At 69.1% G+C, this 20,677-nt stretch carries 18 protein-coding genes; 5 read left to right on the top strand and 13 right to left on the bottom strand.

Annotated elements, in window-relative coordinates:
- Window positions 1-93 precede the first annotated feature (93 nt).
- Entirely contained in the window at window positions 94-1,722 is a 1,629-nt protein-coding gene (locus RZR99_RS01055) for a ShlB/FhaC/HecB family hemolysin secretion/activation protein (RefSeq protein WP_323117860.1), read from the bottom strand.
- Between the two features lie 590 nt (window positions 1,723-2,312).
- Between RZR99_RS01055 and RZR99_RS01050 the strand changes: the two genes are divergently transcribed.
- From RZR99_RS01050 to RZR99_RS01040, 3 genes are all read left to right on the top strand, one after another.
- Window positions 2,313-2,933 carry a nitroreductase family protein gene (locus tag RZR99_RS01050; protein WP_323117859.1) on the top strand — a complete coding sequence of 207 codons (621 nt, stop codon included), beginning with the start codon at window positions 2,313-2,315 and terminating at the stop codon, window positions 2,931-2,933.
- A 91-nt stretch (window positions 2,934-3,024) separates the two neighbouring features.
- Window positions 3,025-3,504: a hypothetical protein gene (locus tag RZR99_RS01045; protein ID WP_323117858.1), complete on the top strand. Its 480-nt coding sequence runs from the start codon at window positions 3,025-3,027 to the stop codon at window positions 3,502-3,504.
- A 1,553-nt stretch (window positions 3,505-5,057) separates the two neighbouring features.
- Window positions 5,058-6,653, top strand: coding sequence for a S8 family peptidase (locus RZR99_RS01040; protein ID WP_407655387.1), 1,596 nt, complete (start codon window positions 5,058-5,060; stop codon window positions 6,651-6,653).
- Window positions 6,654-6,844: 191 nt separating this feature from the next.
- Here the strand turns inward: RZR99_RS01040 and RZR99_RS01035 are convergent, their stop codons facing one another.
- Both RZR99_RS01035 and RZR99_RS01030 read right to left on the bottom strand, forming a co-directional pair.
- Window positions 6,845-6,973: a hypothetical protein gene (locus tag RZR99_RS01035; RefSeq protein WP_323117856.1), complete on the bottom strand. Its 129-nt coding sequence runs from the start codon at window positions 6,971-6,973 to the stop codon at window positions 6,845-6,847.
- A gap of 242 nt (window positions 6,974-7,215) precedes the next feature.
- Window positions 7,216-7,836: a response regulator transcription factor gene (locus RZR99_RS01030; protein ID WP_323117855.1), complete on the bottom strand. Its 621-nt coding sequence runs from the start codon at window positions 7,834-7,836 to the stop codon at window positions 7,216-7,218.
- 358 nt (window positions 7,837-8,194) lie between these two features.
- Between RZR99_RS01030 and RZR99_RS01025 the strand changes: the two genes are divergently transcribed.
- Window positions 8,195-8,977, top strand: coding sequence for a class I SAM-dependent methyltransferase (locus tag RZR99_RS01025; protein WP_323117854.1), 783 nt, complete (start codon window positions 8,195-8,197; stop codon window positions 8,975-8,977).
- Window positions 8,978-9,022: 45 nt separating this feature from the next.
- Here RZR99_RS01025 and poxB read toward each other — a convergent pair whose 3' ends face one another.
- The 5 genes from poxB to RZR99_RS01000 form a co-directional block, all read right to left on the bottom strand.
- A complete protein-coding gene (gene poxB / locus RZR99_RS01020; protein ID WP_323117853.1) occupies window positions 9,023-10,744 on the bottom strand; it encodes a ubiquinone-dependent pyruvate dehydrogenase in 1,722 nt (573 codons plus the stop codon).
- Window positions 10,745-10,770: 26 nt separating this feature from the next.
- The gene (locus tag RZR99_RS01015) at window positions 10,771-12,090 is read right to left on the bottom strand and encodes an acetyl-CoA hydrolase/transferase family protein (RefSeq protein WP_323117852.1); all 1,320 of its coding nucleotides are present in this window, start codon (window positions 12,088-12,090) and stop codon (window positions 10,771-10,773) included.
- A gap of 11 nt (window positions 12,091-12,101) precedes the next feature.
- Window positions 12,102-12,629 (bottom strand): (R)-specific enoyl-CoA hydratase RipB/Ich, encoded by a 528-nt coding sequence (gene ripB, locus RZR99_RS01010; protein ID WP_323117851.1) that lies wholly within the window; start codon window positions 12,627-12,629, stop codon window positions 12,102-12,104.
- Window positions 12,630-12,681: 52 nt separating this feature from the next.
- Window positions 12,682-13,524 carry an aldolase/citrate lyase family protein gene (locus RZR99_RS01005; RefSeq protein WP_323117850.1) on the bottom strand — a complete coding sequence of 281 codons (843 nt, stop codon included), beginning with the start codon at window positions 13,522-13,524 and terminating at the stop codon, window positions 12,682-12,684.
- Between the two features lie 123 nt (window positions 13,525-13,647).
- Complete coding sequence (locus RZR99_RS01000; protein WP_323117849.1) at window positions 13,648-14,448, bottom strand: AraC family transcriptional regulator; 801 nt, start codon at window positions 14,446-14,448, stop codon at window positions 13,648-13,650.
- A gap of 135 nt (window positions 14,449-14,583) precedes the next feature.
- Between RZR99_RS01000 and RZR99_RS00995 the strand changes: the two genes are divergently transcribed.
- Window positions 14,584-15,801 carry an FAD-dependent oxidoreductase gene (locus RZR99_RS00995; RefSeq protein ID WP_323117848.1) on the top strand — a complete coding sequence of 406 codons (1,218 nt, stop codon included), beginning with the start codon at window positions 14,584-14,586 and terminating at the stop codon, window positions 15,799-15,801.
- Window positions 15,802-15,835: 34 nt separating this feature from the next.
- On the opposite strand, the gene phnE is transcribed toward RZR99_RS00995, so the two are convergent.
- The 5 genes from phnE to phnL form a co-directional block, all read right to left on the bottom strand.
- Window positions 15,836-16,657, bottom strand: a complete 822-nt coding sequence (phnE, locus tag RZR99_RS00990; protein ID WP_407655386.1) for a phosphonate ABC transporter, permease protein PhnE — start codon at window positions 16,655-16,657, stop codon at window positions 15,836-15,838.
- Window positions 16,654-17,616, bottom strand: coding sequence for a phosphonate ABC transporter substrate-binding protein (gene phnD, locus RZR99_RS00985; RefSeq protein WP_323117847.1), 963 nt, complete (start codon window positions 17,614-17,616; stop codon window positions 16,654-16,656). The genes phnE and phnD overlap by 4 nt, the downstream gene beginning before the upstream one ends.
- A 61-nt stretch (window positions 17,617-17,677) precedes the next feature.
- On the bottom strand, window positions 17,678-18,526 hold the full coding sequence (gene phnC, locus RZR99_RS00980) for a phosphonate ABC transporter ATP-binding protein (RefSeq protein ID WP_323117846.1): 849 nt from the start codon (window positions 18,524-18,526) through the stop codon (window positions 17,678-17,680).
- A gap of 218 nt (window positions 18,527-18,744) precedes the next feature.
- Window positions 18,745-19,902, bottom strand: coding sequence for an alpha-D-ribose 1-methylphosphonate 5-triphosphate diphosphatase (locus tag RZR99_RS00975; protein WP_323118023.1), 1,158 nt, complete (start codon window positions 19,900-19,902; stop codon window positions 18,745-18,747).
- Between the two features lies 1 nt (window position 19,903).
- The gene (gene phnL / locus RZR99_RS00970) at window positions 19,904-20,671 is read right to left on the bottom strand and encodes a phosphonate C-P lyase system protein PhnL (protein ID WP_323117845.1); all 768 of its coding nucleotides are present in this window, start codon (window positions 20,669-20,671) and stop codon (window positions 19,904-19,906) included.
- Between the last annotated feature and the right edge of the window lie 6 nt (window positions 20,672-20,677).

Genomic DNA, 20,677 nt, shown 5'->3' with positions numbered 1-20,677 from the left:
GACAGGCGGAGACGCACACCCGTTCTATGTGAATCGCTCGGCGTATGGATTACATGGCGCCCCCCTTTGGCACCGCACGGCGCCGCCTGAGCGTTAAAAACGAGCGGTGAGCTGCACGTCGAGGGTGGGAGAAGGGCTGGACAGGGAAGCCGGTTTCCTGATCGGCACCCCGAGTGCGACGTCGTAGCCGAACCAGCGGTAGCCGCCGCGCAACCCCAGCGCCGCCCCGACCAGCAGGCGGCTGCCCGTGTTGTCGAAATCGCCCCAGGCTTGCCCTGCATCGAGCGCGAGATAGGCCTCGCCGGCGCCGAACGCGCGGGCCGCCGCTTCGTTGCGCGCGACCCAGCCGCCGCGCCCGACCAGGGTCCGGTTGCCGTCGAACCCGCGCACCGTGTAGCGGCCGCCGATCTGCAGGCATTCCGTCGAAGGCACCGGAACCGGCGCGTGCTGCAGCACGAACGTGCCCCGGTAACCGAGGCGGTGTCCGGCGGCTTCGAACGGCGCGTCGATCGCGACGTTCGTCGTGACGACCCGGTAGCGCCCGCTCCAGTTCGACTGCCCATGGACGTAGCCGGGAAATCCGCTGAGGCCGGCGAGACTGCCGCGCATGCCGACGCCCGCCTCCACCGACGCACGGGCGAATTTCTCGTGATGCGCCGCCGACACGTCGTAGCTGGTGATGTCGTGGCGCTGAACCTGCAGCGCCTCTCCGGCCAGCCACGAACGGTCGCTCCGCTTGACGAGCTTGAACCGGACCATGGATTTGCCGTGGCTCGACCGGTAGGGCACGTAGCCGATACCCGCTTCCAGCCGCCGGGTACGGCGCGCGTAGACCAGATCGGCGCCCAGCCCGTCGAGCGGCTGCCGGGTCGCCCACTCGCTCGCGCCGATGGAGAACGAGCCATAGCCGAACGGCACGTTCCAGGCGACGCTGCGCGAGCGCGATCCGCGCACGGCATGGCCGGGATTCGCGTCGTTGTTGACGGTGGCGATCAACTGGTCGTAGAGGCCAAGCGGGGAATCGATCGCGACGATCGCGCCGAACTGGTTGCGGCCGGTCGCATTGAGGCCGCCGTTGTCGGCGGTCAGGATGAGCCGGACGCGGCGCGCATCCGCCGGATGCCGGATCTGGATGTCGCTCTCGCCGACCGACTCGCCGGGAACGAGGTCGAACGCCGTGGCCGCCTGTCCGGGCAGCCTGCGGATGTTCTCGATCGCCTGGTCGAGGTCGCGCACGTTGAGCAGACGGCCGGCCGAACGCGGCAAAAGCGTGCCGCTCCGGCCCAGGCTGCCGGATCCGTCGACGATGCGGCCGATACGGCCGGGCAGCACCTCGAGAATCAGGTGCCCGTCGGCGAGACTTTGCGCCGGGACCGCGACGAGCGTCGTCACGTAACCGCGCGCGACCAGCTCATGCGTCGCCCAGGCCCGAATCGCTTCGAGCCCCTTCCCGCCGACGCAGGCGCCCTCGCCGGGCGATTGGGTCGCCAGCCACGGGAACGACTCGGCGCCGCGCCATTCCACCGTCGCGATATCCACGCACGGCGTCTCGGCCGGCAGGCGCAACACGCCAGCCTGCCCGGCCGCCCTCGGCGTCAACACGTCCGGCGTGTCGGCGGCCTGCCGCGTCACCGCGTCGAGCTGCTGCTCCTGATGACGCTGCGCGGCGGCGGACGGCGGCATGACGGTCTGAGAACGGGCGGACGGCCCGGACCACAACATGCCTGACGCCAGGCCGGCGCACAGCATTTGACAAACCATCTTCAAAATATGGACTGCGAATCAATTGAACCGATTCCCGAGCAGACGAGGCTGTTCGGACGGATACGTTTCAACCGGCGCGGTCGGTTCCCCTGACTTCAGGCACCCTGCCGGCGAACCTTTGGCCGCTGGCGTCGCACCGTTTGTAACGCACGGTAAAGTAATCGGTCCCACTCCCCGTGGATTGCGTCGGCGGGATAAATCGGGGATTTCACAACGTCTGCGGCAGAAACTAACTCGTCCTATTGCCGTGTCCCACGCGATGGATTTGATCCAGGATGGGGTCAACGGAGCGGATCAAACGGCGATCCACACAGCGCCGCATCGGCCGCCCCGAAGCCCGGCACTCACGCTCCCGAGCCGAAACCAAGGCAACGCACACCCCGGCCCGAGATCTCATGTGCTTGGGGGCAAGAGGCCATGTCCGGGCACGTCGGCACGTCATGGCGGCCCGGTACAAATACGAGCCAGATCAACTTCCAAATGAGAATCATTTGCAATTACGTCGAAATTGTCCGATGATGGCGGCATCCTTCGGACGACTTCTACTCATGAATGCTCCTCTCTCCGCGGCGCCGTCCCGCGCCGCCCCGGCAGATCCGCACGACCCGCTGCAGTGGCTGCTATCCCGCCAGTCCTGCTGGCCCTTGTCGGAGCCCGCGCCCGGCGACCACGAACTGGACACGATCTTCGACGCGGCGCTGCGCGCGCCCGACCACGCCAATCTGCGCCCGTGGCGCTTCGTCGTGATTCGCGGCGCGGCCCGGCACGCACTGGGCGACGTGCTGGTGCGGCTCGCCGACGCGCGCGCCCCCGACGATCCGCCCGGCTCGCACGACCATCGCCGCCAGAAGGCGCTGGCCGCGCCGGTCATCATCGCGCTCGCCGCAGCCGTGAACCGCGCGTCGAAAGTCCCCGAGGTCGAGCAGCTGCTCGCCGTGGGCGCCGCGACGATGAACATGCTGAATGCGATCCACATGCTCGGCTACGGCGGCTTCTGGGCCACCGGCGCCGACAGCTACGAAGCCGACATGCACGACGCACTCGGCTTCGGCCCCGACGAACGCCTGCTGGGTTTCCTGTTCGTCGGTACGCCGCCCGCGCGGGCGAACCGCGTCGTCCGCCCGGCGCGCGACGCGTTCGTGCGCGAATGGCGCGGCCTGCAGCCGTAGCGCGCCCGCCGTCGCCGGCGGCGCCGCGCGCCGCCCGCCATTTTTCCCGGGCCGCCTTGCGCGACCCGCCCAGACAGACTTCGGAGGTTCCATGAATTTCCATCGTTCCGCCGCGCACAACCATTCGCTGCTCGACGATTCGCTTGCGCAACATCCCGATCTCGCCGAGCAGACCGTGCTGGCCGCCGTGCGCACCTGGCTGCATCCCGACTGCGGCACCGCCCGCGAGCAGAAGTCGTGGCGCGACGTACTCGTGGACGCCGGGCTGCACACCGACGGCCTCGATCATTTCGACATGCTGATGTATTCGCTGACCTGCGCGTCGTGCCGGCCGCTCGATACCCGCTGCCGCTGCGCGACCGATCTCGCCAACGACGAGGCATCGCTGCTGCAGACGATCGCGCATCTGCAGACGACGCACAGCGAAGCGGCCATGCGCATTCTCAACGACTGGCTGCCGTCCTTCACCGTCAGCGGCGTGCTGAAGATCGCCCGCTGGTTCTCGATTTCCCTGCTGGACGCGGGGCTCGAGATCCGCGCCAGGGCCCGCAGCGTCACGTACATGCACTAGCTCCGCCGAGGCGGGCCGCGCTCGCGAAACGAATCCGGTCTGGTCGCGATTCCGGATAGTCGAAGTACGCCGAATCGCCGCCCTCCCCGTCCGGCAGGACCATTGCGCACCGCCCTTTCGCGGCCGTCACGCGCGATGAACCGTCTTCTGGAAACGCTGCGCTTCCTGCATCCGTCATGTATCGCTCATGCGTGCCCCGGCCGGGTAGCCATCTCCCCATCTCGCCTGTTTCCCGGACTGCGTTGACTTGGCATCGGACGAGGCCGTCCGGCATCGGCAAGGATCCGTCCGGATGAAGCAACCGATGTCCCGGTTGTTCGCATCGCTCCCCGTGGCCGGGCACATTGATATGCAATCCATAACGATGGACTGCCGGATCCGGCGTCGAATCGCTATGTACTCTTCAACATAACGATAAGCATGGGAGCGGACGCCATCGAACGCGATCTCCGACGATCGAGCCCCGCATGAGATGCGTCCGCTCTCCGCCGCCCGTCGTCGGGAATCCGCATCGCCCGCGATGCGTCGGCGCATCGTTCGCGGCCATCGCCGAGAAAAAGCCCCGCTCGCATCCCACGGCATGGCCGTGCAGCATGGCGACCGACGCAACGCGAAGCCTGACATTCACGCGCCGCTTCGCGCAACCGGACGAACCCGGCATCGATCGCGACGAAAAAAAACGCCACGCCCGCAAAACGGGCGTGGCGTGAAACAACCCTGCTGTCCGGGGGAACAAAGGATCGTAGCTACCAAACTGCCCGAGAGGACAAACTTTCAGGCACGACCATTTTCCCTCACTGGCCGCTCAAGATAATCAAGCATTGTCAGGAACACCCGACAAAGGCATTTCAGTGTCCATCGACAGTGCGCTATTCAATTCAAACCGATTCATTGCACATCCGGTACGCGAGAATCGCGCCTATCGTCATACCACGCGCTCGTGCCGCATCCTCGCCGTATTACGCGATAGCACCGCACCGATCTCCTCCGATCCCGCAATCCGTCGCATTCCCGACAGTCCGTCGGCATGACGCCGACGGACTATCCGGCAGCCCTTCATCGCCATTGCCATTTCATCGGAATTAGCCGCGCCGCCCTTCGGATCGCGATTGGTTTTATCGTTCGGCTTTTTCGGTCCTTTTCCATCGCGGGTATTCCTTCGTTCCGGCATTTCTCGACGCTGGTTGGACCTAGGTCCAGTCGATCAGCACGGTCCCGAGACCTTTGACCGATTTACAAGCCTGAGTGAATCGACAATATTGAATCCGGTGCCGCGTCGATTGCAATAACGATCCATTCCTCGCGAATGAAATCGCGGTATCGAACAACCGACTACCTATACGCCGCAGAGCGTTCGCAACAAAAAAAGTGCAACCAAACCCGGCGAGGCCGTATCGAGTCCCGCCCATTAACGAGGATCTCGACGGCTTCTCCCTATCCGCGGCTTCCGACCGTTCCGGCTCAGCGCGACGGCTCGACGCCCCGGCAGGACAGCCAACATGCCTATGGATCAGATCGTCCCCAACCGGCCGGGGGCCGGTTCGACACGTCCCTTGTCAGTCCTTGCGTCCATCGCGGCGGCACTGCTCGCAGTCAGCTGCGGAGGCGGTGGCGGCGGAGGCGGCGGAAGCAGCGCGAGCAATGCGTCGCCAGCGCCGCCCGCCGCCTCCGCGCCCGACACGCCGGCGGCATCGTCGCCGAGCCCCGCGTGCGCCGTCGCGCAGGCGGCCGCAAGCACGCCGCCATCGTCGGGAAGTACCGCGCCGCAGGCGCTCGTCGATCACCTGCTCGTCAAACTGCGCAGCGAAACCGCGTCGGCCGGCGGCGGATCGATGATGGCCGCGACGAACAGCGCCAGCCGCATCGACGCCGTGATCGCGCGGGTAACCGGCCGCCTGGGCACGCGCGACGCCACGCCGGCTTCGGCGTTCGCCGCGGCATCGGCCTTCAGCGGCGCGATCCGGCTCGAACGTACCGTCTCGGGCGGCGCGGCGCTGCTGTCGCTGGGGCAGACGCTGGCCGCGGCGGACGCGGCTACGCTCGCCCGGACGTTCGCGGCGGACGACGACGTCGCATACGCGGAACCCGATCTCCGCCTGGCCGCCCGCTCCGTGCCGACCGACCCCGACTATGCGCAGCAATGGAACCTGTTCGATCCGACCAGCGGCATCGATCTGCCGGCCGCATGGAGCATCACGACCGGCTCGCCCGGCATCGTCACCGCGGTGCTCGACACGGGCTACGTCCCGCACCCGGACCTGGTCGGCAACCTGCTGCCCGGCTACGACTTCATCACCAGCCTCGACACCGGCAACAACGGCCACGGACGCAGCGCGGACGCGACCGATCCCGGCGACTGGGTCACCGCCCAGGAATACGGCACGCCCGGCGGACCGTTCTACAACTGCATCACGGGCGCGCACAACAGCACGTGGCACGGCACGCAGGTGGCCGGCATCGTCGGCGCGAGCGCGAACAACGGCATCGGCATCGCGGGGGTCAGCTGGTACGGCAAGATCCTGCCCGTGCGCGTGCTCGGCAAGTGCGGCGGCACCACGGGCGACGTGGTCGACGCCATGCGCTGGGCCGCCGGACTGCCGGTCGACGGCGTGCCCGCCAACCCGCATCCGGCGCGCGTGATCAACCTGAGCCTCGGCGGCACCGGCCCGTGCGGCACCACGTTCCAGCAAGCGATCGACGACGTGAACGCACAGGGCGCGAGTGTCGTGGTCGCCGTGGGCAACGACGGGCTCGCGAACGCGCAGGACACGCCCGCGAACTGCCAAGGCGTCATCGCGGTCGGCGCGACCGACAACACCGCGCGGCGTGCGTCGTACAGCAACTACGGCGCCTATGTCACCTTGAGCGCGCCCGGCTCCGGCATCCTGTCGACCACCAATACGGGCGCCACGACGCCCGCCGCCTATACCTACGCGACCAACAACGGCGCGAGCCTCGCGGCGCCGCAGGTCGCGGGGGTGATCGGACTGATGCTCGCGACGAACCCGCAACTGACGCCCGCGCAGATCGCACAGCGCCTGACCGCCACCGCGCGCGCGTCCCCCACAACGGGCGCGTCCTGCTCGAACGCGCCGCCCGGCGCGGGGATCCTCGACGCCGCCGCCGCGCTGCGCGCGTCGTCGAACTGATGGCGGGCGATCGTGGATGAGCCGGTGTGCGCGACGCCCTCGCGGGCTCGCGAGGGCGCGGCTCCGATGCGCCGCGCAGCGCGCAAACGCGGCCGCGGTCTCGTGAGGATCGCGCGGACCGGCGCCGATCCTCTCGCGGCGTGCCGGAACGCGACCACGCTCGCCGGCAAGCTCGCGGCCGAAGCGGGGCGTCACGCGCAGATGCGCGCGCCGAGCGCAGCCATGCGGGCCGCCTCCGCCGCGATGCAGGCCGCCGGCACCGCGATACGGATCGCCGGCGCGATCACCCGCGGCGCGGGCACGCCGACGATGCGCAGCACCTATGCATCGATGCTGGCCGCCTGCGTGTCGATGCAGCGGGCCTGTGCCGCGATGCGGGCCGCTTACGCGGCCATGCCGGCGTGCGACGCGACGCGAGACACCTACGTCGCCATGCAGGCGGCCTGTGCGGCGACGCAGCACGCCTGTGCCGCGATACGCCGCATGTGCCGCGCGGCTGCCAGCGCACGCAGCGATCCGCAACGCCTCCCGCCGCGACGCGGCACGCCCGCGCGCCGCGCCGCTAAATCAGGCCCGCCTCGCGGGCGGCGATCACCGCCTGGGTCCGGTTGACCACGTTCAATGCGCGAAAGATCGCGGTGATGTGCGCCTTGACCGTCTTCTCCGACAAGCCCAGGTTCGCCGCGATCGTCTTGTTCGCCAGCCCCTCGCACAGGCAGCGCAGCACCTCGACCTGCCGCTCGGTGAGCATGTTCTTCCTCACGCCGGACGGCCGGATCGACGACACCGATTCGATGATCAGCGGCGGCACGTAAAGATCGCCGCTCAGCACGAGCCGAATCGCGGCGGCCAGCGTGCCGCGGCTCGACGATTTCGGCACGAACCCCGACGCACCGTGCGCGAAAGCATTGCGCACGACGTTGGGGTCTTCCGACGACGACAGGATGATGACCGGCAGATCGGGCCGGCTGTCGATGAACTCGCCGATCGCGGCGAAGCCGTCCGTGCCCGGCAGCAGCAAGTCGAGCACGACGATGTCGAGATCGCCCTGCTCCGCGACGATCCGCAATCCGTCGGCGACATTGCCCGCCTGCACGACTTCGGTGTCGGCCGCATCCCGATGCAGCAGCGCGGACACGCCTTCGCGCACCAGGGGATGGTCGTCGACGATCAGGATTTTCATGGAAGCAGCCCAGCGGCGAAAAGACGCAAGCGATTCGCTCGACATTTTATTGAGTGGGGCTCAGATCTTAAGATGTCCTAATACCAAAGTCCAATCCATCGAGTCGAATTCGCTCATTTCACCCCGACAGGAAATAATTCCATGACATTAAATATATTTACATGAACGGATTGAATCGAATTGAATCGCGTCAGACGAAAGTCCACCGGTAAAACTGTCCGACTGGAGATTCGACCGCGCAACGTTACCCGTATCGGACGGCGCGACGCCCCCGGCGAGCGACCGCGATGAAAGCGATTTATCATCGCGCGATCGACGCGCGGCATCGCGCACGCGTGATCCATCCAGGAGCATTCCGATGAAGTCGACCGCCGGTACCGTTCATCACGCCGCGTCCGAAGGCTATTCGACGACCGCCGATACCTACGTGCGCGGCCGCCCCGACTATCCGCCCGCCGTCGCCGACTGGCTGCGCGACACGCTCGGACTCGGCCCGGGCACGACGGCCGTCGATCTCGGCGCGGGCACCGGCAAGTTCACGCCCCGCCTCGTCGCCACGGGCGCCCGCGTGATCGCCGTGGAACCCGTTGCCGCGATGCGCGCGAAGCTGGCGGCGCTGCCCGGCGTCACCGCGCTCGACGGCACCGCCGATGCGATCCCGCTACCCGATGCGTCGGTCGATGCGCTCGTCTGCGCGCAGTCGTTCCACTGGTTCGCGACCCGCGACGCGCTCGCCGGCATCCACCGGGTGCTGAAACCCGGCGGCCGGCTCGGCCTGATCTGGAACATGCGCGACGCGCGCGTCGGCTGGGTCGCCCGGCTCGACCGGATCGTCGATCGATACGAGGGAGATACGCCGCGCTATCAAAGCGGCGCGTGGCGCGGCGCGTTTCCGTTTCCCGGCTTCGGCCCGCTGCACGAAGCGCATTTCTCGATCGGCCATGCCGGCTCGCCCGAAGACGTCGTGCTGAACCGGGTGCGCTCGACCAGCTTCATCGCGGCGCTGCCGGACGGAGAACGCGCGCGGGTGGATGCGCAGGTCCGCGCGCTGATCGACGCGGAACCCGAATTGCGCGGCCGCGATACCGTGACCGTTCCTTACGAAACGGCTGCATTCGTCACGATCAAGCAAGCCGAATGAACCGCGCGGCGGCCGCCCGCCGTGCCGTCGCGCGACGCCGACGTATCAGCGCAGATTCGTCTGCGCGAGTTCCAGCACCTCGTCGCCGCGCCCGTTCAGTACCGCGCGCAGCATGTAGAGGCTGAACCCCTTCGCCTGCGCCCACTGGATCTTGGGCGGCAGCGCCAGTTCGTGCTTGGACGTCACGACATCGACGAGCACCGGCCCGGGCCGCGCGAATGCGTCGCGCAGCGCGTCCTCGAGCGCCTCCGACGTCTCGACCCGGATGCCGTGGATGCCCGCGCCCCGCGCGATCGCCGCGAAATCGGTCGGACTCAGGTCGGTGCCGGTATCGAGATAGCCGCCCGCTTTCATTTCCATCGCCACGAAGCCGAGCGAGCTGTTGTTGTACACCACGACCTTGATCGGCAGGTCGAGCTGGCGGGCGCTCAACACATCGCCGAGCAGCATCGACAAGCCGCCGTCGCCCGACAGCGAGATCACCTGCCGGCCGGGGTCCGCCGCCTGCGCGCCGAGCGCCTGCGGCATCGCGTTCGCCATCGAGCCGTGATTGAACGACCCGTGCAGCGCCCGCTTGCCGTTCATCGTCAGATAGCGCGCGGCCCACAGGGTCGGCGTGCCGACGTCGGCGGCGAACACCGCATCGTCGGCGGCCAGCCGGTCGACGACGCTCGTCAGATATTGCGGATGGATCGCGCGGCCCGGCGCGGACGGCCGGGCAAGATCGTCGAGCCCCTTGCGCGCCGCCTGATAGTGCTGCCGGGCATTGTCGACGAAGCGGCGATCGACCTTGCGCGAGAGCTTCGGCAGCAGCGCCCGCAAGGTCGCCCGCACGTCGCCGACGAGGCCCAGCTTGAGCGGCGCGCGCTTGCCGAGCGCGGCGCCGCGCCGGTCGATCTGCACGACGTTGCCGTGCGACGGATAGAAATTCCGGTACGGAAAATCGGTGCCCAGCATCACCAGCGTGTCGCACGACATCATCGCGTGATAGCCGGAGCTGAAGCCGATCAGCCCGGTCATGCCGACGTCGTACGGATTGTCCCATTCGATGTGCTGCTTGCCGCGCAGCGCGTGCACGGTCGGCGCGCCCAGCAGATCGGCGAGCGCGACCACCTCGTCGTGCGCGCCCGCGCAGCCGCTGCCGCACAGCAGCGTCACCGCGTCCGATGCGTCGAGCAGCGCGGCCAGCCGGTCGATGTCGGCCTCGGCGGGAGTCACGGTCGCGGGCGCGCTGGCGCTCCACGTCGGCGCTTCGTCGGGCGCGTCGCTCAACGCGACGTCGCCGGGCAGCACGATCACCGCCACGCCGCGCGATTCGATCGCGGTGCGCATCGCGGTCGCGAGCACGCGCGGAAACTGCGCGGGGTTCGACACCAGCTCGACATAATGGCTGCATTCCCGGAACAGTTCCTGCGGATGGGTCTCCTGGAAATAACCGAGGCCGATCTCCGAGGACGGGATATGCGCGGCGATCGCGAGCACCGGCTGATGGTTGCGGTGGCAATCGTAGAGGCCGTTGATCAGGTGCAGATTGCCCGGCCCGCAGCTGCCCGCGCAGACGGCGAGCCGGCCGGTCGCGGCCGCGTCCGCGCCGGCCGCGAATGCCGCCACTTCCTCGTGGCGCGTGTGCATCCAGCGGATCGACCCCAGCCTGTGCAGGCTGTCCGACAGGCCGTTGAGGCTGTCGCCCGTGACGCCCCAGATCCGCTCCACGCCGGCGGCTTCGAGCGTTCGGGCGAGAAAGTCGGCGATGGTTGATTTAGCCATGCTGTGCTCCACTCCGTTGAAGACAATCAGATGAGGTGCAGCTCGCGCGCCTGGATCGTCAGCGCCTCCCTGACGTCCGGATGCGCGAGCCGGATCAGCGCCGCCGCCCGGCCGGTCGACGACAGTCCCTTCAGATTCGCCACACCATACTCCGTTACGACCAGATGCGTGTCGGTGCGCGGCGTCGTCACCGGCCCGGCGAGCCGCGCGACGATCTTCGACACCCGGCCCCGGCCCGCCGTCGCATGGAACGCGATGATCGACTTGCCGCCGCGCGACGCATACGCACCGCGCACGAAATCGAGCTGGCCGCCCGACGCGCTGTACTGGTGGCCGTTCACGTGCTCCGAATTGCACGCCCCCGTCAGGTCCATCTCGATCGTCGAATTGACCGAGACGACCGAGTCGTTGCGGGCGATCGTGGCCGGATCGTTCACGTAGTCGACGGGATAGCTCTCCAGCGACGGGTTGTCGTTCAGGAAATCGTAAAGCGCGCGCTCGCCCATCGCGAACGTGAACACGCTCTTGCCGCGATGAATCGCCTTGCGGCTGTTGTCCACCGCCCCGCGCCTGACCAGCTCGACCAGCCCCGGCGTCAGCAGCTCGGTGTGTATGCCGAGATGCCGGTGTCCGGCGAGCGCGTCGCACACCGCGTTCGGCAGCGCGCCGATCCCCATCTGCAGACACGCGCCGTCCGGCACGAGTTCCGCGATCAGCGCGCCGATGGTCCGGTCGAGCGCCGTGGCGGCCTTCGGCTTCAGTTCCGGCAGCGGATGGTCCGACTCGACGATCGCGTCCACCTCCGACACGTGCAGCAGCGACGCGCCGAACACGCGCGGCATGTTCGGATTCACCTCGACGATCAGGCGCCGCGCCGAGCGCGCGACGCTGCTGGTGTAGTCGTTGTTGGTGCCGAACGTGAAGTAGCCGTTGCGGTCCATCGGCGACACCATCACGAGCATCGCGTCGACCGGTATGTGATCGGCGAACAGGCGCGGCGACTGGCTGAACGTGTTCGGCACGTAGAACACGACCTTGCGGTTGCCGTCCTCCACGCCCTGCCGCACGAGCGCGCGCTCCGGCGCGCCGAGGAACATGCAGTGCGGCTCGATGCGGCCCATCAGTTCGTAGCGCAGCAGGTTCTCGCGCAGAAATGCTTCCGCATGGAAGTAGTAAACCTTCAGCGCGTCGATATCGCCCGCGGCGGCGCGCCGGCCCAGCGCATCGAGCAGCGCGGGCGGCTGCGACATCGCCATCCCGAGCGCGATCGACGTGCCGCTTTGCAGGCCGGCCACCGCGTCGTCGGGCGTCGCGAGGCGATCCCGGTAGCGTGCTTCGGCACCCATTTCGCCTCTCCTCAATAATTCGTTTCGGTTTCGGGCGCGTGACCGCGCTTGTGGATCAGCATCGTGCGCTCGAACGTCATCACCGTGCGGCCGTCCTGGTTGGTGCCGCGCGTCTCGACGGTCACGATGCCCTGGGTCGGGCGGCTCGCCGATTCGCGCTTGCCGAGCACCGTCGATTCCGCATACAGCGTATCGCCCGCGAAAACCGGATGGGTCGCGCGAACCTTGTCCCAGCCGAGGTTGGCGACTACCTTCGCGCTGACCGTGCGCACGCTCATCCCGGTGATCAGCGCGAGCGTGAACGTACTGTCGACCAGCAGCTTCTTCCATTCGGTCTTCGCCGCGTAGGCCGCGTCGAAATGGACCTGCTGGGTGTTCATCGTCAGCAGCGTGCTCCAGATGTTGTCGACGTCGGTGATCGTGCGGCCCGGGCGATGCTCGTAGATCGTGCCGGGCACGAAATCCTCGTAGTAGAGGCCCGACGTTTCGCGGTAGCGGTGTTCGCCGATCCGGCGGTAGGCGGCAATGTGTTCGCTCATGAGAGGCTCCTTGGCAGGGACGGGGTTCGAAAAAATGACAAAGCGGCGCGCGTCAGACGCCGGCCAGCACGCGGCGCGCCTCGCGAGCGATCGCCTCGTCGACCATCCGGCCGGCGACGACGCCCGCGCCGCGCTCGCTCGCGGCCAGCACGTCGCGCGCCCACGCGATGCGCGCGGGCGACGGCGTGAACGCCGCATTGATCGCGCCGGCATGCGCGGGGTGGATCGCGGCCTTCGCGTGCAGGCCGTTGTCGACGGCGAAATCCAGCTCCGCCCGCAGCGCGTCCGGCTCGTGCAGCGCGAAGCACGGCGCATCGATCGCACGCACGCCGGCCGACGCGGCGGCCGCCGCGACCGTGCAGCGCGCCAGCTCGAGCGCGCGCGCCCCGGGCTGCGCGCCGACGTCCGATGCGTAGTCGGCGGCGCCGAACATCAGCCCCCACACGCACGGGCCGGCTCCGGCGATCGCGGCGGCCGCGAACATCCCGCGCGCCGATTCGATCATCGGGATCAGCGCGGCGGCGCGGCCGGCCGCGCCGAGCAGCGCCGCCGCCTGCGCGACCGGGTCGGGAGATTCGATCTTCGGCAACAGCACGAAATCGGGCGGCTGCACCGCATCGGCGACGAGCGCGAGATCGTCGAGGCCGTGGCGGCTGGCGATCGAGTTGATGCGCACCGCGACGAGCGGCGCGGCGTCGCGGGCACGGCCGAACAGCACGCGCGCGTTGTCGCGCGCCAGCCGTTTTTCATTCGGCGGCACCGCGTCTTCGAGATCGACGATCAATACGTCGGCGCCGTGTTTCGACGCATTGGCGAAACGATCGGGACGCGTGCCGGGCGTGAACAGCCAGCTGCGCGCGCGGGCGGCGACGAGACGGGCGTGGAGCGGGAACATGGCGACTGACTCGTGGACGGGATGCGATGTCAGTCATTCTCATGACGAAGCTTGCGGCGAACAATGTGGGATTGCCGTGGCCAGCCTTCGGAAAAACAGTAGGCTCGCCGCACCGCGCGACGTTCAGCGCGGGGGCGAACGCCGCGCGAAGTAGCTGCCCGGCGACGCGCCGAGCGCGCGGCGGAACATCGCGATGAAATTGCTGGCGGTCGCATAGCCGAGCGCGTCGGCGATATCGCCCACTGCGTCGCCGCCGGCGAGCCGCTCCAGCGCGTAGGTCAATTGCGCCTGCTGCCGCCAGTGCACGAAATTCATGCCGGTCTCCGCGAGGAACAGCCGGCGCGCCGTCCGCGCCGACAGGCCGACCGCCCGCGCCAGTTCGTCGAGCGTCGCGCCCTGGTCGGGGTGCTGCGCGAGCCGGTTCGCGAGCCGCAGCAGGCGCGCATCGTCGGGCATCGGCAGATGCAGCGGCTCGCGCGGCGCGGCGACGATCTCGTCGAGCAGCACCGCGACGAGCCGCTCCTGCGCCGCATCGAGCACGCTCTTGCGCGACCAGCCGGCGGCGCGCCGCACCAGCGCGGCCACCAGTTCGTTCAGGCCGACGACGCAGGGCGCGTCCGGCAGCGCCGCGCAGCTCGACGGCTCGATCATCACGCCCCAGCCGCGCATCACCCCGCTCACGCTGATCTTGTGCTCGACGCCGGGCGGCATCCAGCCCGCGCGATGCGGCGGCAGCAGCCACGAGCCCTGCGCGGTCCGGACATGTATCAGCCCGCTCTCGATACAGAAGAACTGGCCGTGTACGTGGCCGTGCCAGTCGTACTCGCGGGTGCCGAGCCGGAATTCGCTCGACGGATCGTCCGAGCCCTCCAGCACCCAGAGCGCCGGGCCGCCGAGCCCGTCCGTGTAATCGATGATCGCCATCCGTTTCGCTCCGATGCGCGCCGGCCGGGCCGCGCGTTGTCCGTTATTCATTATTTCTGGTCTGAATACGGTTATCGTAGCAAACCGATTGCGGCGCATGCTGTCACGCATGACTCTCTTCGCGGAATCACGCTGATGCCTTCCTTTCACGTAGCAATCGTCGGCGCGGGGCTGGGCGGCCTGTGCCTGGCCCAGGGCCTGAAGCGCGCGGGTATCGCGTTCGACGTGTACGAGCGCGATGCCGCGCCGCAAAGCCGCACCCAGGGCTACCGGATCCGGATCGACGAGGCCGGCCAGCGCGCGCTCGCGCACTGCCTGCCCGACGACCTCTACGCGCTGTTCCGGCACACCTGCGCGGCGGCCGCGTCGGCGGGGCGGTTCGTCGACCCGCGGCTCGCGGCGCTCGACGGACGCGCAGCCGACACCTGGCAGCCCGCCGCCACCGGGCCGGAGGCCGCCGGCGATCTCAGCGCCCATCGCCTCACGCTGCGCGAGATCCTGCTGCACGGGATTTCCGCCCACGTGCACTTCGGCAAGGCGTTCGCCGGCTATGCGATCGACGCGGACCGTCAGGTAGCCGTGCATTTCAGCGACGGCGAGCTGCGGCGCACGAGCCTGCTCGTCGCGGCCGACGGCGTGCATTCGACCGTGCGCCGGCGCGCGCTGCCGAACGCCGAACCCGCGCCGACGGGCGCGATATGCGTATACGGCCAGACGCCGCTCACACCCGAGCTGCGCGCGGTCGCGGGCGCCGATCTCGGCACCGGCACCTCGGTGATCTTCGCGGACGGCTTCGCCGCCGTGCTGGACGCGATGCGCTTTCGCGCGCCGTTCGTCGTGCCCGGCCCCGCGTTCGTGCACACCTGCGGGCTCACCCACGTCGACGACTATCTGTACTGGGCGTTCATCGGCCCCGACGCGCGCCTGCCGCGCATCGAACCGGCCGGGACGCACCGCACCGCCGATGTCTGGCTGAACAGCGTCGCCCACTGGACCCGCGACTGGCATCCGCGGGTCCGCAAGCTGCTGCGGCACGCGACGCCCGATTCGCTCGCGCTGCAGCCGGTGCGGCGCGCGCCCGACCTGGGCACGCTGCCGGCCGGCCCGCTCGCCTTCATCGGCGATGCGATCCACGCGATGAGCCCGGCCGCCGGCCTGGGCGCGAACACGGCGCTCGCCGACGCCGCCGATCTGGCCGGACGGCTCGCGCAGGCGCGCGCGGCCGGCGCCGCCTCGTGGTCCGGCGCGCTGCGCGATTACCACGCGGCGCTGCGCACCCGCGCGAACGCCGCGCTGCAAGCGGCGGACCGCGCATCGGACAAGCTGTTCGGCGCGCAGCTGGCGCCGAGCTGAATCGGAATCCGGTGTCGGCCCGCGCCGCCGGGAGTCAGGTGACGCGGGCGCGCAGCCACGCCGACAGCAGGTCGATCAGCATCACCACGGCGATCACGAGGATCAGCACGGCAGCCGTCTGCGCATAGTTGAACGAGCGGATCGCCTCGTAGAGCACGACGCCGATCCCGCCCGCCCCGACCATCCCGACCACCATCGCCGAGCGCACGTTCGACTCGAAGCGATACAGCGCATACGAGATCCACAACGGCAGCACCTGCGGCAGCACGGCGTAGACGATCTCGTCGAGCGGCGCGGCGCCCGTCGCGCGCACGCCCTCCGCCGGACGCGGATCGACCGCCTCGACCGCCTCGGCGAACAGCTTCGCGAGCACCCCGGTCGTATGCACCCACAGCGCGAGAACCCCGGAAAACGGCCCGAGTCCGACCGCGACGATGAACAGCATCGCGAACACCATCTCGTTGATCGCGCGGCAGCTGTCCATCAGCCGGCGCACCGGCTGCAGCAGCCACGCCGGCGCGAGGTTGCGCGCGGACATCAGCCCGAACGGCACCGCGCAGACGATCGCGAGCGCGGTGCCCCACAGGGCGATCGACAGCGTCACGGACAGATCGCCCAGATAGTGCCGCCACTCGGAGAAGTCCGGCGGGAAGAAGCCGCGCGCGAACTCGCCCATGTTCGCGCTGTCGGCCAGCAGGTCGAGCGGCCGCATGTCGGCGCCGCGCCACGCGGCGCCGAGCACGGCCAGCGCGACGATCCACGCGATCCATGCGAGCGCGCCGCGCTTCCCGGCCGCGCGCGCGATCTCGCCTCGCGGCCGGCCGTTCGCGTCCGCCGGCAGATCGGCCGCGTTCACGGCTGCGCCGCCGTCTCGAGCGCGCTCAGCTGCGCGTCGATCGCGGCCGCCTGCGTGTTGCGCTCGCTGTCGGACAGCGTCGTGTCGGCCTCGATCTTCTGCTTGCGCTGGAACAGCACGATCTTGCGCACCGGCACCAGTTGCCGATCCGACGACGGCAGAAACCCGACGAAGCTGCGAATGCCCGCCATGACGTCCTTCTCGTGCGGATCGCGCCTGCCGTAGCGATAGAAGAAGTCGCGCAGCTTCGCCTTCACGTCCGGCGGCAGATCCTTGCGCCACACGAGCGGATCGGACGCGATCTGCGGCGAGGTCCACAGCACCCTCACCTGCGCGTACTGCGCCGGATGGCCGGCCTTCAGCGTACCCAGCGCATCGGTGTTGTTGGTCGCGACGTCGATCTTGTTGTTGACCACCGCGAGCAGGTTCGCCTCGTGGCTCGACGGCAGCACCGCCTTGAAACCGTTGCGCACCGACACGTTGCGCTTCGCGAACAGGTAATAGCCCGGCACCAGCGAGCCCGACGTCGAATTGGGATCGCCGTAGCCGAGCGTCACGTCGCGGGGATGGCGAAACACGTCGTCGAGCGTCTTGAAGCGGCTGTTCACGTTCGTGATCAGCACCGAGTAGTAGCCGGCCTCGCCGTTCGGGTGCTGCACCTTCGCGAACACTTCGCCGTTCGAGCGCTCGACCGCCTCCAGCGCGGACGCGTTGCCGAAATAGCCGATCTGCACCTTGTTGAAGCGCATGCCTTCGATGATGCCCGCGTAGTCGGTCGCGAAGAACGCCTTCACGTCCAGCCCGGTTTGACGGTTGAGGTCGTCGATCAGCGGTTGCCAGCGCTGCTTGAGCACGGCGGACGAATCGGTCGAGATGATGCCGAAGTTCAGCGTGTCGGCGCGGGCCGCGACGCAGATCAGCGCGGTAGCGCAGACGAGCAGGGAGCGAAGGGGTGTCATCGGTGAGTCCGTTCGAGGGGGGAAGCCTGCCGGATCGGCATGCGGGGTCGGAAACGCGCGGTCAGTGCACCGATGCGGCGCGATGCGGCTCGCGGCGCGGCATCGGTTCGACGGCCGCGCGCGGCGCGGCGGCGGCGCCGTCGAGCAGTTCGTCCGCGTCGTCGCCGTATAGCTGCGTCAGGCGCGCGGCGCTCAGTTCGGCCGAAGGCCCGTCATAGACCACCCGTCCGCGCCGCAGCGCGATCGTGCGCGGGCAGAACTGCATCGCGATGTCGACCTGATGCAGCGACACCAGCACGGTCAGGCCGTGGTCGGCGTTGAGCTTGCGCAGCATCTCCATCACGCGCTGCGACGAGGCCGGATCGAGCGACGCGATCGGCTCGTCGGCGAGGATGATGCGCGCCCGCTGCACGAGGGCGCGCGCGAGCGCCGCGCGCTGCTGCTGGCCGCCTGACAGATTCGCCGCGCGCTCCCGCGCATGGTCCGCGATGCCGACTTCGGCGAGCGCCGCATGCGCGAGCGAGCGTTCGCCGCGCGGAAAGCGGCCGGTCAAGCGCCGCCACGCCGGCAGCCGCGCGAGCGCGCCGATCAGCACGTTGGTTTCGAGCGTCAGCCGGTTGACGAGATTGAACTGCTGGAACACGAAGCCGAGATCGCGACGCATGCGCCGGACCTCGCGCGCGATCCGGCCGTCCGATTGGATCGGCCGGCCGAGAATCTCGATGCGCGACGGTTGCGGATCGGCCGCCGCGAAGCCCGCGATCTGGCGCAGCAAGGTCGACTTGCCCGAGCCCGATGCGCCGATCAGCGCGACCATCTCGCCCGTCGCGATGCGCAGGTCGATCTCGTGCAGTCCCTTGCGGCCGTTGGCGAACGTCTTGGAAAGACGTTCGATGCGAATGGCGTCCATGAAGCTCCCGTCGAAAGATCCGGCCACGGCCGGGGAATCGATGCGGGCGATTCTAGGAACGCGCGGTGACAATCCGGTGAAAATGTATAAACGTCTATACGACATGGAGAAGGCGATCCGATGGCGTTTCATCGCTTCGCCATCGCCGCGTCACAAACGAAACGGGCCGGCCCCGCGCAGGGTCCGGCCCGTTTCCCGCGACTGCCCGGACGGCCGGCTCACACCACCCGCTGCCCCGCCCGATAGGTTGCGCGCGGCACCGGCAGCGTGCCGTGCATCGCGACCCGGACGAAGTCGGCGCGCAGACCCGGCGCGATCGCGCCGCGGTCGTGCAGCCCCGCCTGCGCGGCCGGCTCGGACGACACCGTCGCGAAGGCGCGCGGCAGCGTCCACTCGGCCCGGCGCACCAGTTCGAATGCCGCGATCAGCAGGCTCGACGGCACGTAATCGGACGACAGGATGTCGAGCAGGCCCGCCCGCGCCAGCTCGAGCGCCGACACGTTGCCCGAATGCGAGCCGCCGCGCACCACGTTCGGCGCGCCCATGATGGTCGCGATGCCGCGTTCGCGCGCCGCCTGCGCGGCCGCGAGCGTGGTCGGGAATTCCGCGAGCGAGATGCCCTCGGCGGCAGCCTGTTCGATATGTTCGATCACGGTGTCGTCGTGGCTCGCCACCGGCACGCCCAGCGCCGCGCAGCGCGCGATGATCTCGCGCCGGTGACGGTCGGCGTAGCGCGCCTGCTCGTCCGCCAGTTCGGCGAAGGTCGCGGCCGCCTGCTCGTCCGTCCATTTGCCGTGACGCTCCTGAAAGCGGCGCCACTGGTCCGGATCGTGCCACTGCCGCTGGCCCGGCGTGTGATCCATCACCGAGGCGAGCCGGAGCTTCGGATGCCGCTCCAGCTCGCGGAACACGTCGACCACGTCCTCGGTCGCGACTTCGCAGCGCAGATGCAGAAAATGCTCGGCGCGCAGCAGGCCTTTTCCGGAGAAGCGTTCGAGCGCCTGCGCGCACTGCGTCTGCACCTCGCGCCCGCGCACGCCGACATTCAGGCGGGTGCCGATCGCGAGCGAATCGAACACGGTCGTGATACCGGCCGCCGCGATCTGCGCGTCGTGGATCACGAACGCCGCGTCGACGTTCCAGTGCACGCCCGGGCGCGGCGCGAGATGCTTCTCGAGATTGTCGGTGTGCAGCTCGACGAGCCCCGGCAGCAGGTAGTCGCCGTCCCAGTCCTCGGCGTCGCGCGCGGCGGTCGCGCCGCGCGTCAGATCGCGGATCGTGCCGTCCTCGATCCGTACCGCGCCCACGAAAACGTCGTCGCGCGTCACGATACGCGCATTGCTGATCAACATTGCATGCCCCTGCGATCCATCGATTTCATTGGAGGGAAGACGCGCCGCGTCCCGGCGCGCTCAGTTCGACGCAGCGGGTCGCGACCGTCCGGCGCGTCTCTTCGTCATGAAAGATACCGACAATCGCCGTCCCGCGCTGACGCAGCTCGACGATCAGGCCGGCCACCGCGTCGCGGTTTTCCGCATCGAGGGACGCGGTCGGCTCGTCGAGCAGCAGCACCGGATGCCCGGCGATCAGCCCGCGCGCGATGTTGACCCGCTGCTGCTCGCCGCCCGAAAACGTCGCCGGGGCGAGCGGCCACAGGCGCGGCGGCACATTGAGCCGCGCGAGCAGCTGCGCCGCGCGCTCGTGCGCCTCGTCTGCGTCGACGCCGCGCGCGAGCAGCGGCGCGGCGACCAGTGCCTGCGCGCCGACGCGCGGAATCGCCCGCAGGAACTGGCTGACGTAGCCGACCACGTCGCGCCTCAGCCGCAGCACTTCGTGCGGCTGCGCGTCCGTCAGCACCACGTGGCCGCCGGCCCGAGCGTCGCGGCGGATCGCGATGCCGCCCGCGCTCGCCAGATAGTTGCCGTACATGCAGCGCAGCAGCGTGCTCTTGCCCGCGCCGGACGGCCCCGTCAGCACGACGCATTCGCCGGCCTCGACGTCGAGCGACACGTTCGCGAGCGCGTCGATCAGGATGCCGCCCTGCCCGTGCAGCGTAAAGGTCTTGCCGACCCCCGCCGCGTGCACCATCAGCGCGGGGTTCGACGCGAACGCGCGCGCCGGATCAAACGAAGCGATGGCGTGCATCGAGGT

This window comes from Burkholderia alba, from assembly GCF_034721475.1.
In the GTDB taxonomy this organism is placed as follows: Bacteria; Pseudomonadota; Gammaproteobacteria; order Burkholderiales; family Burkholderiaceae; genus Burkholderia; species Burkholderia alba.
This window is presented reverse-complemented; position numbering and strand designations above follow the sequence as displayed.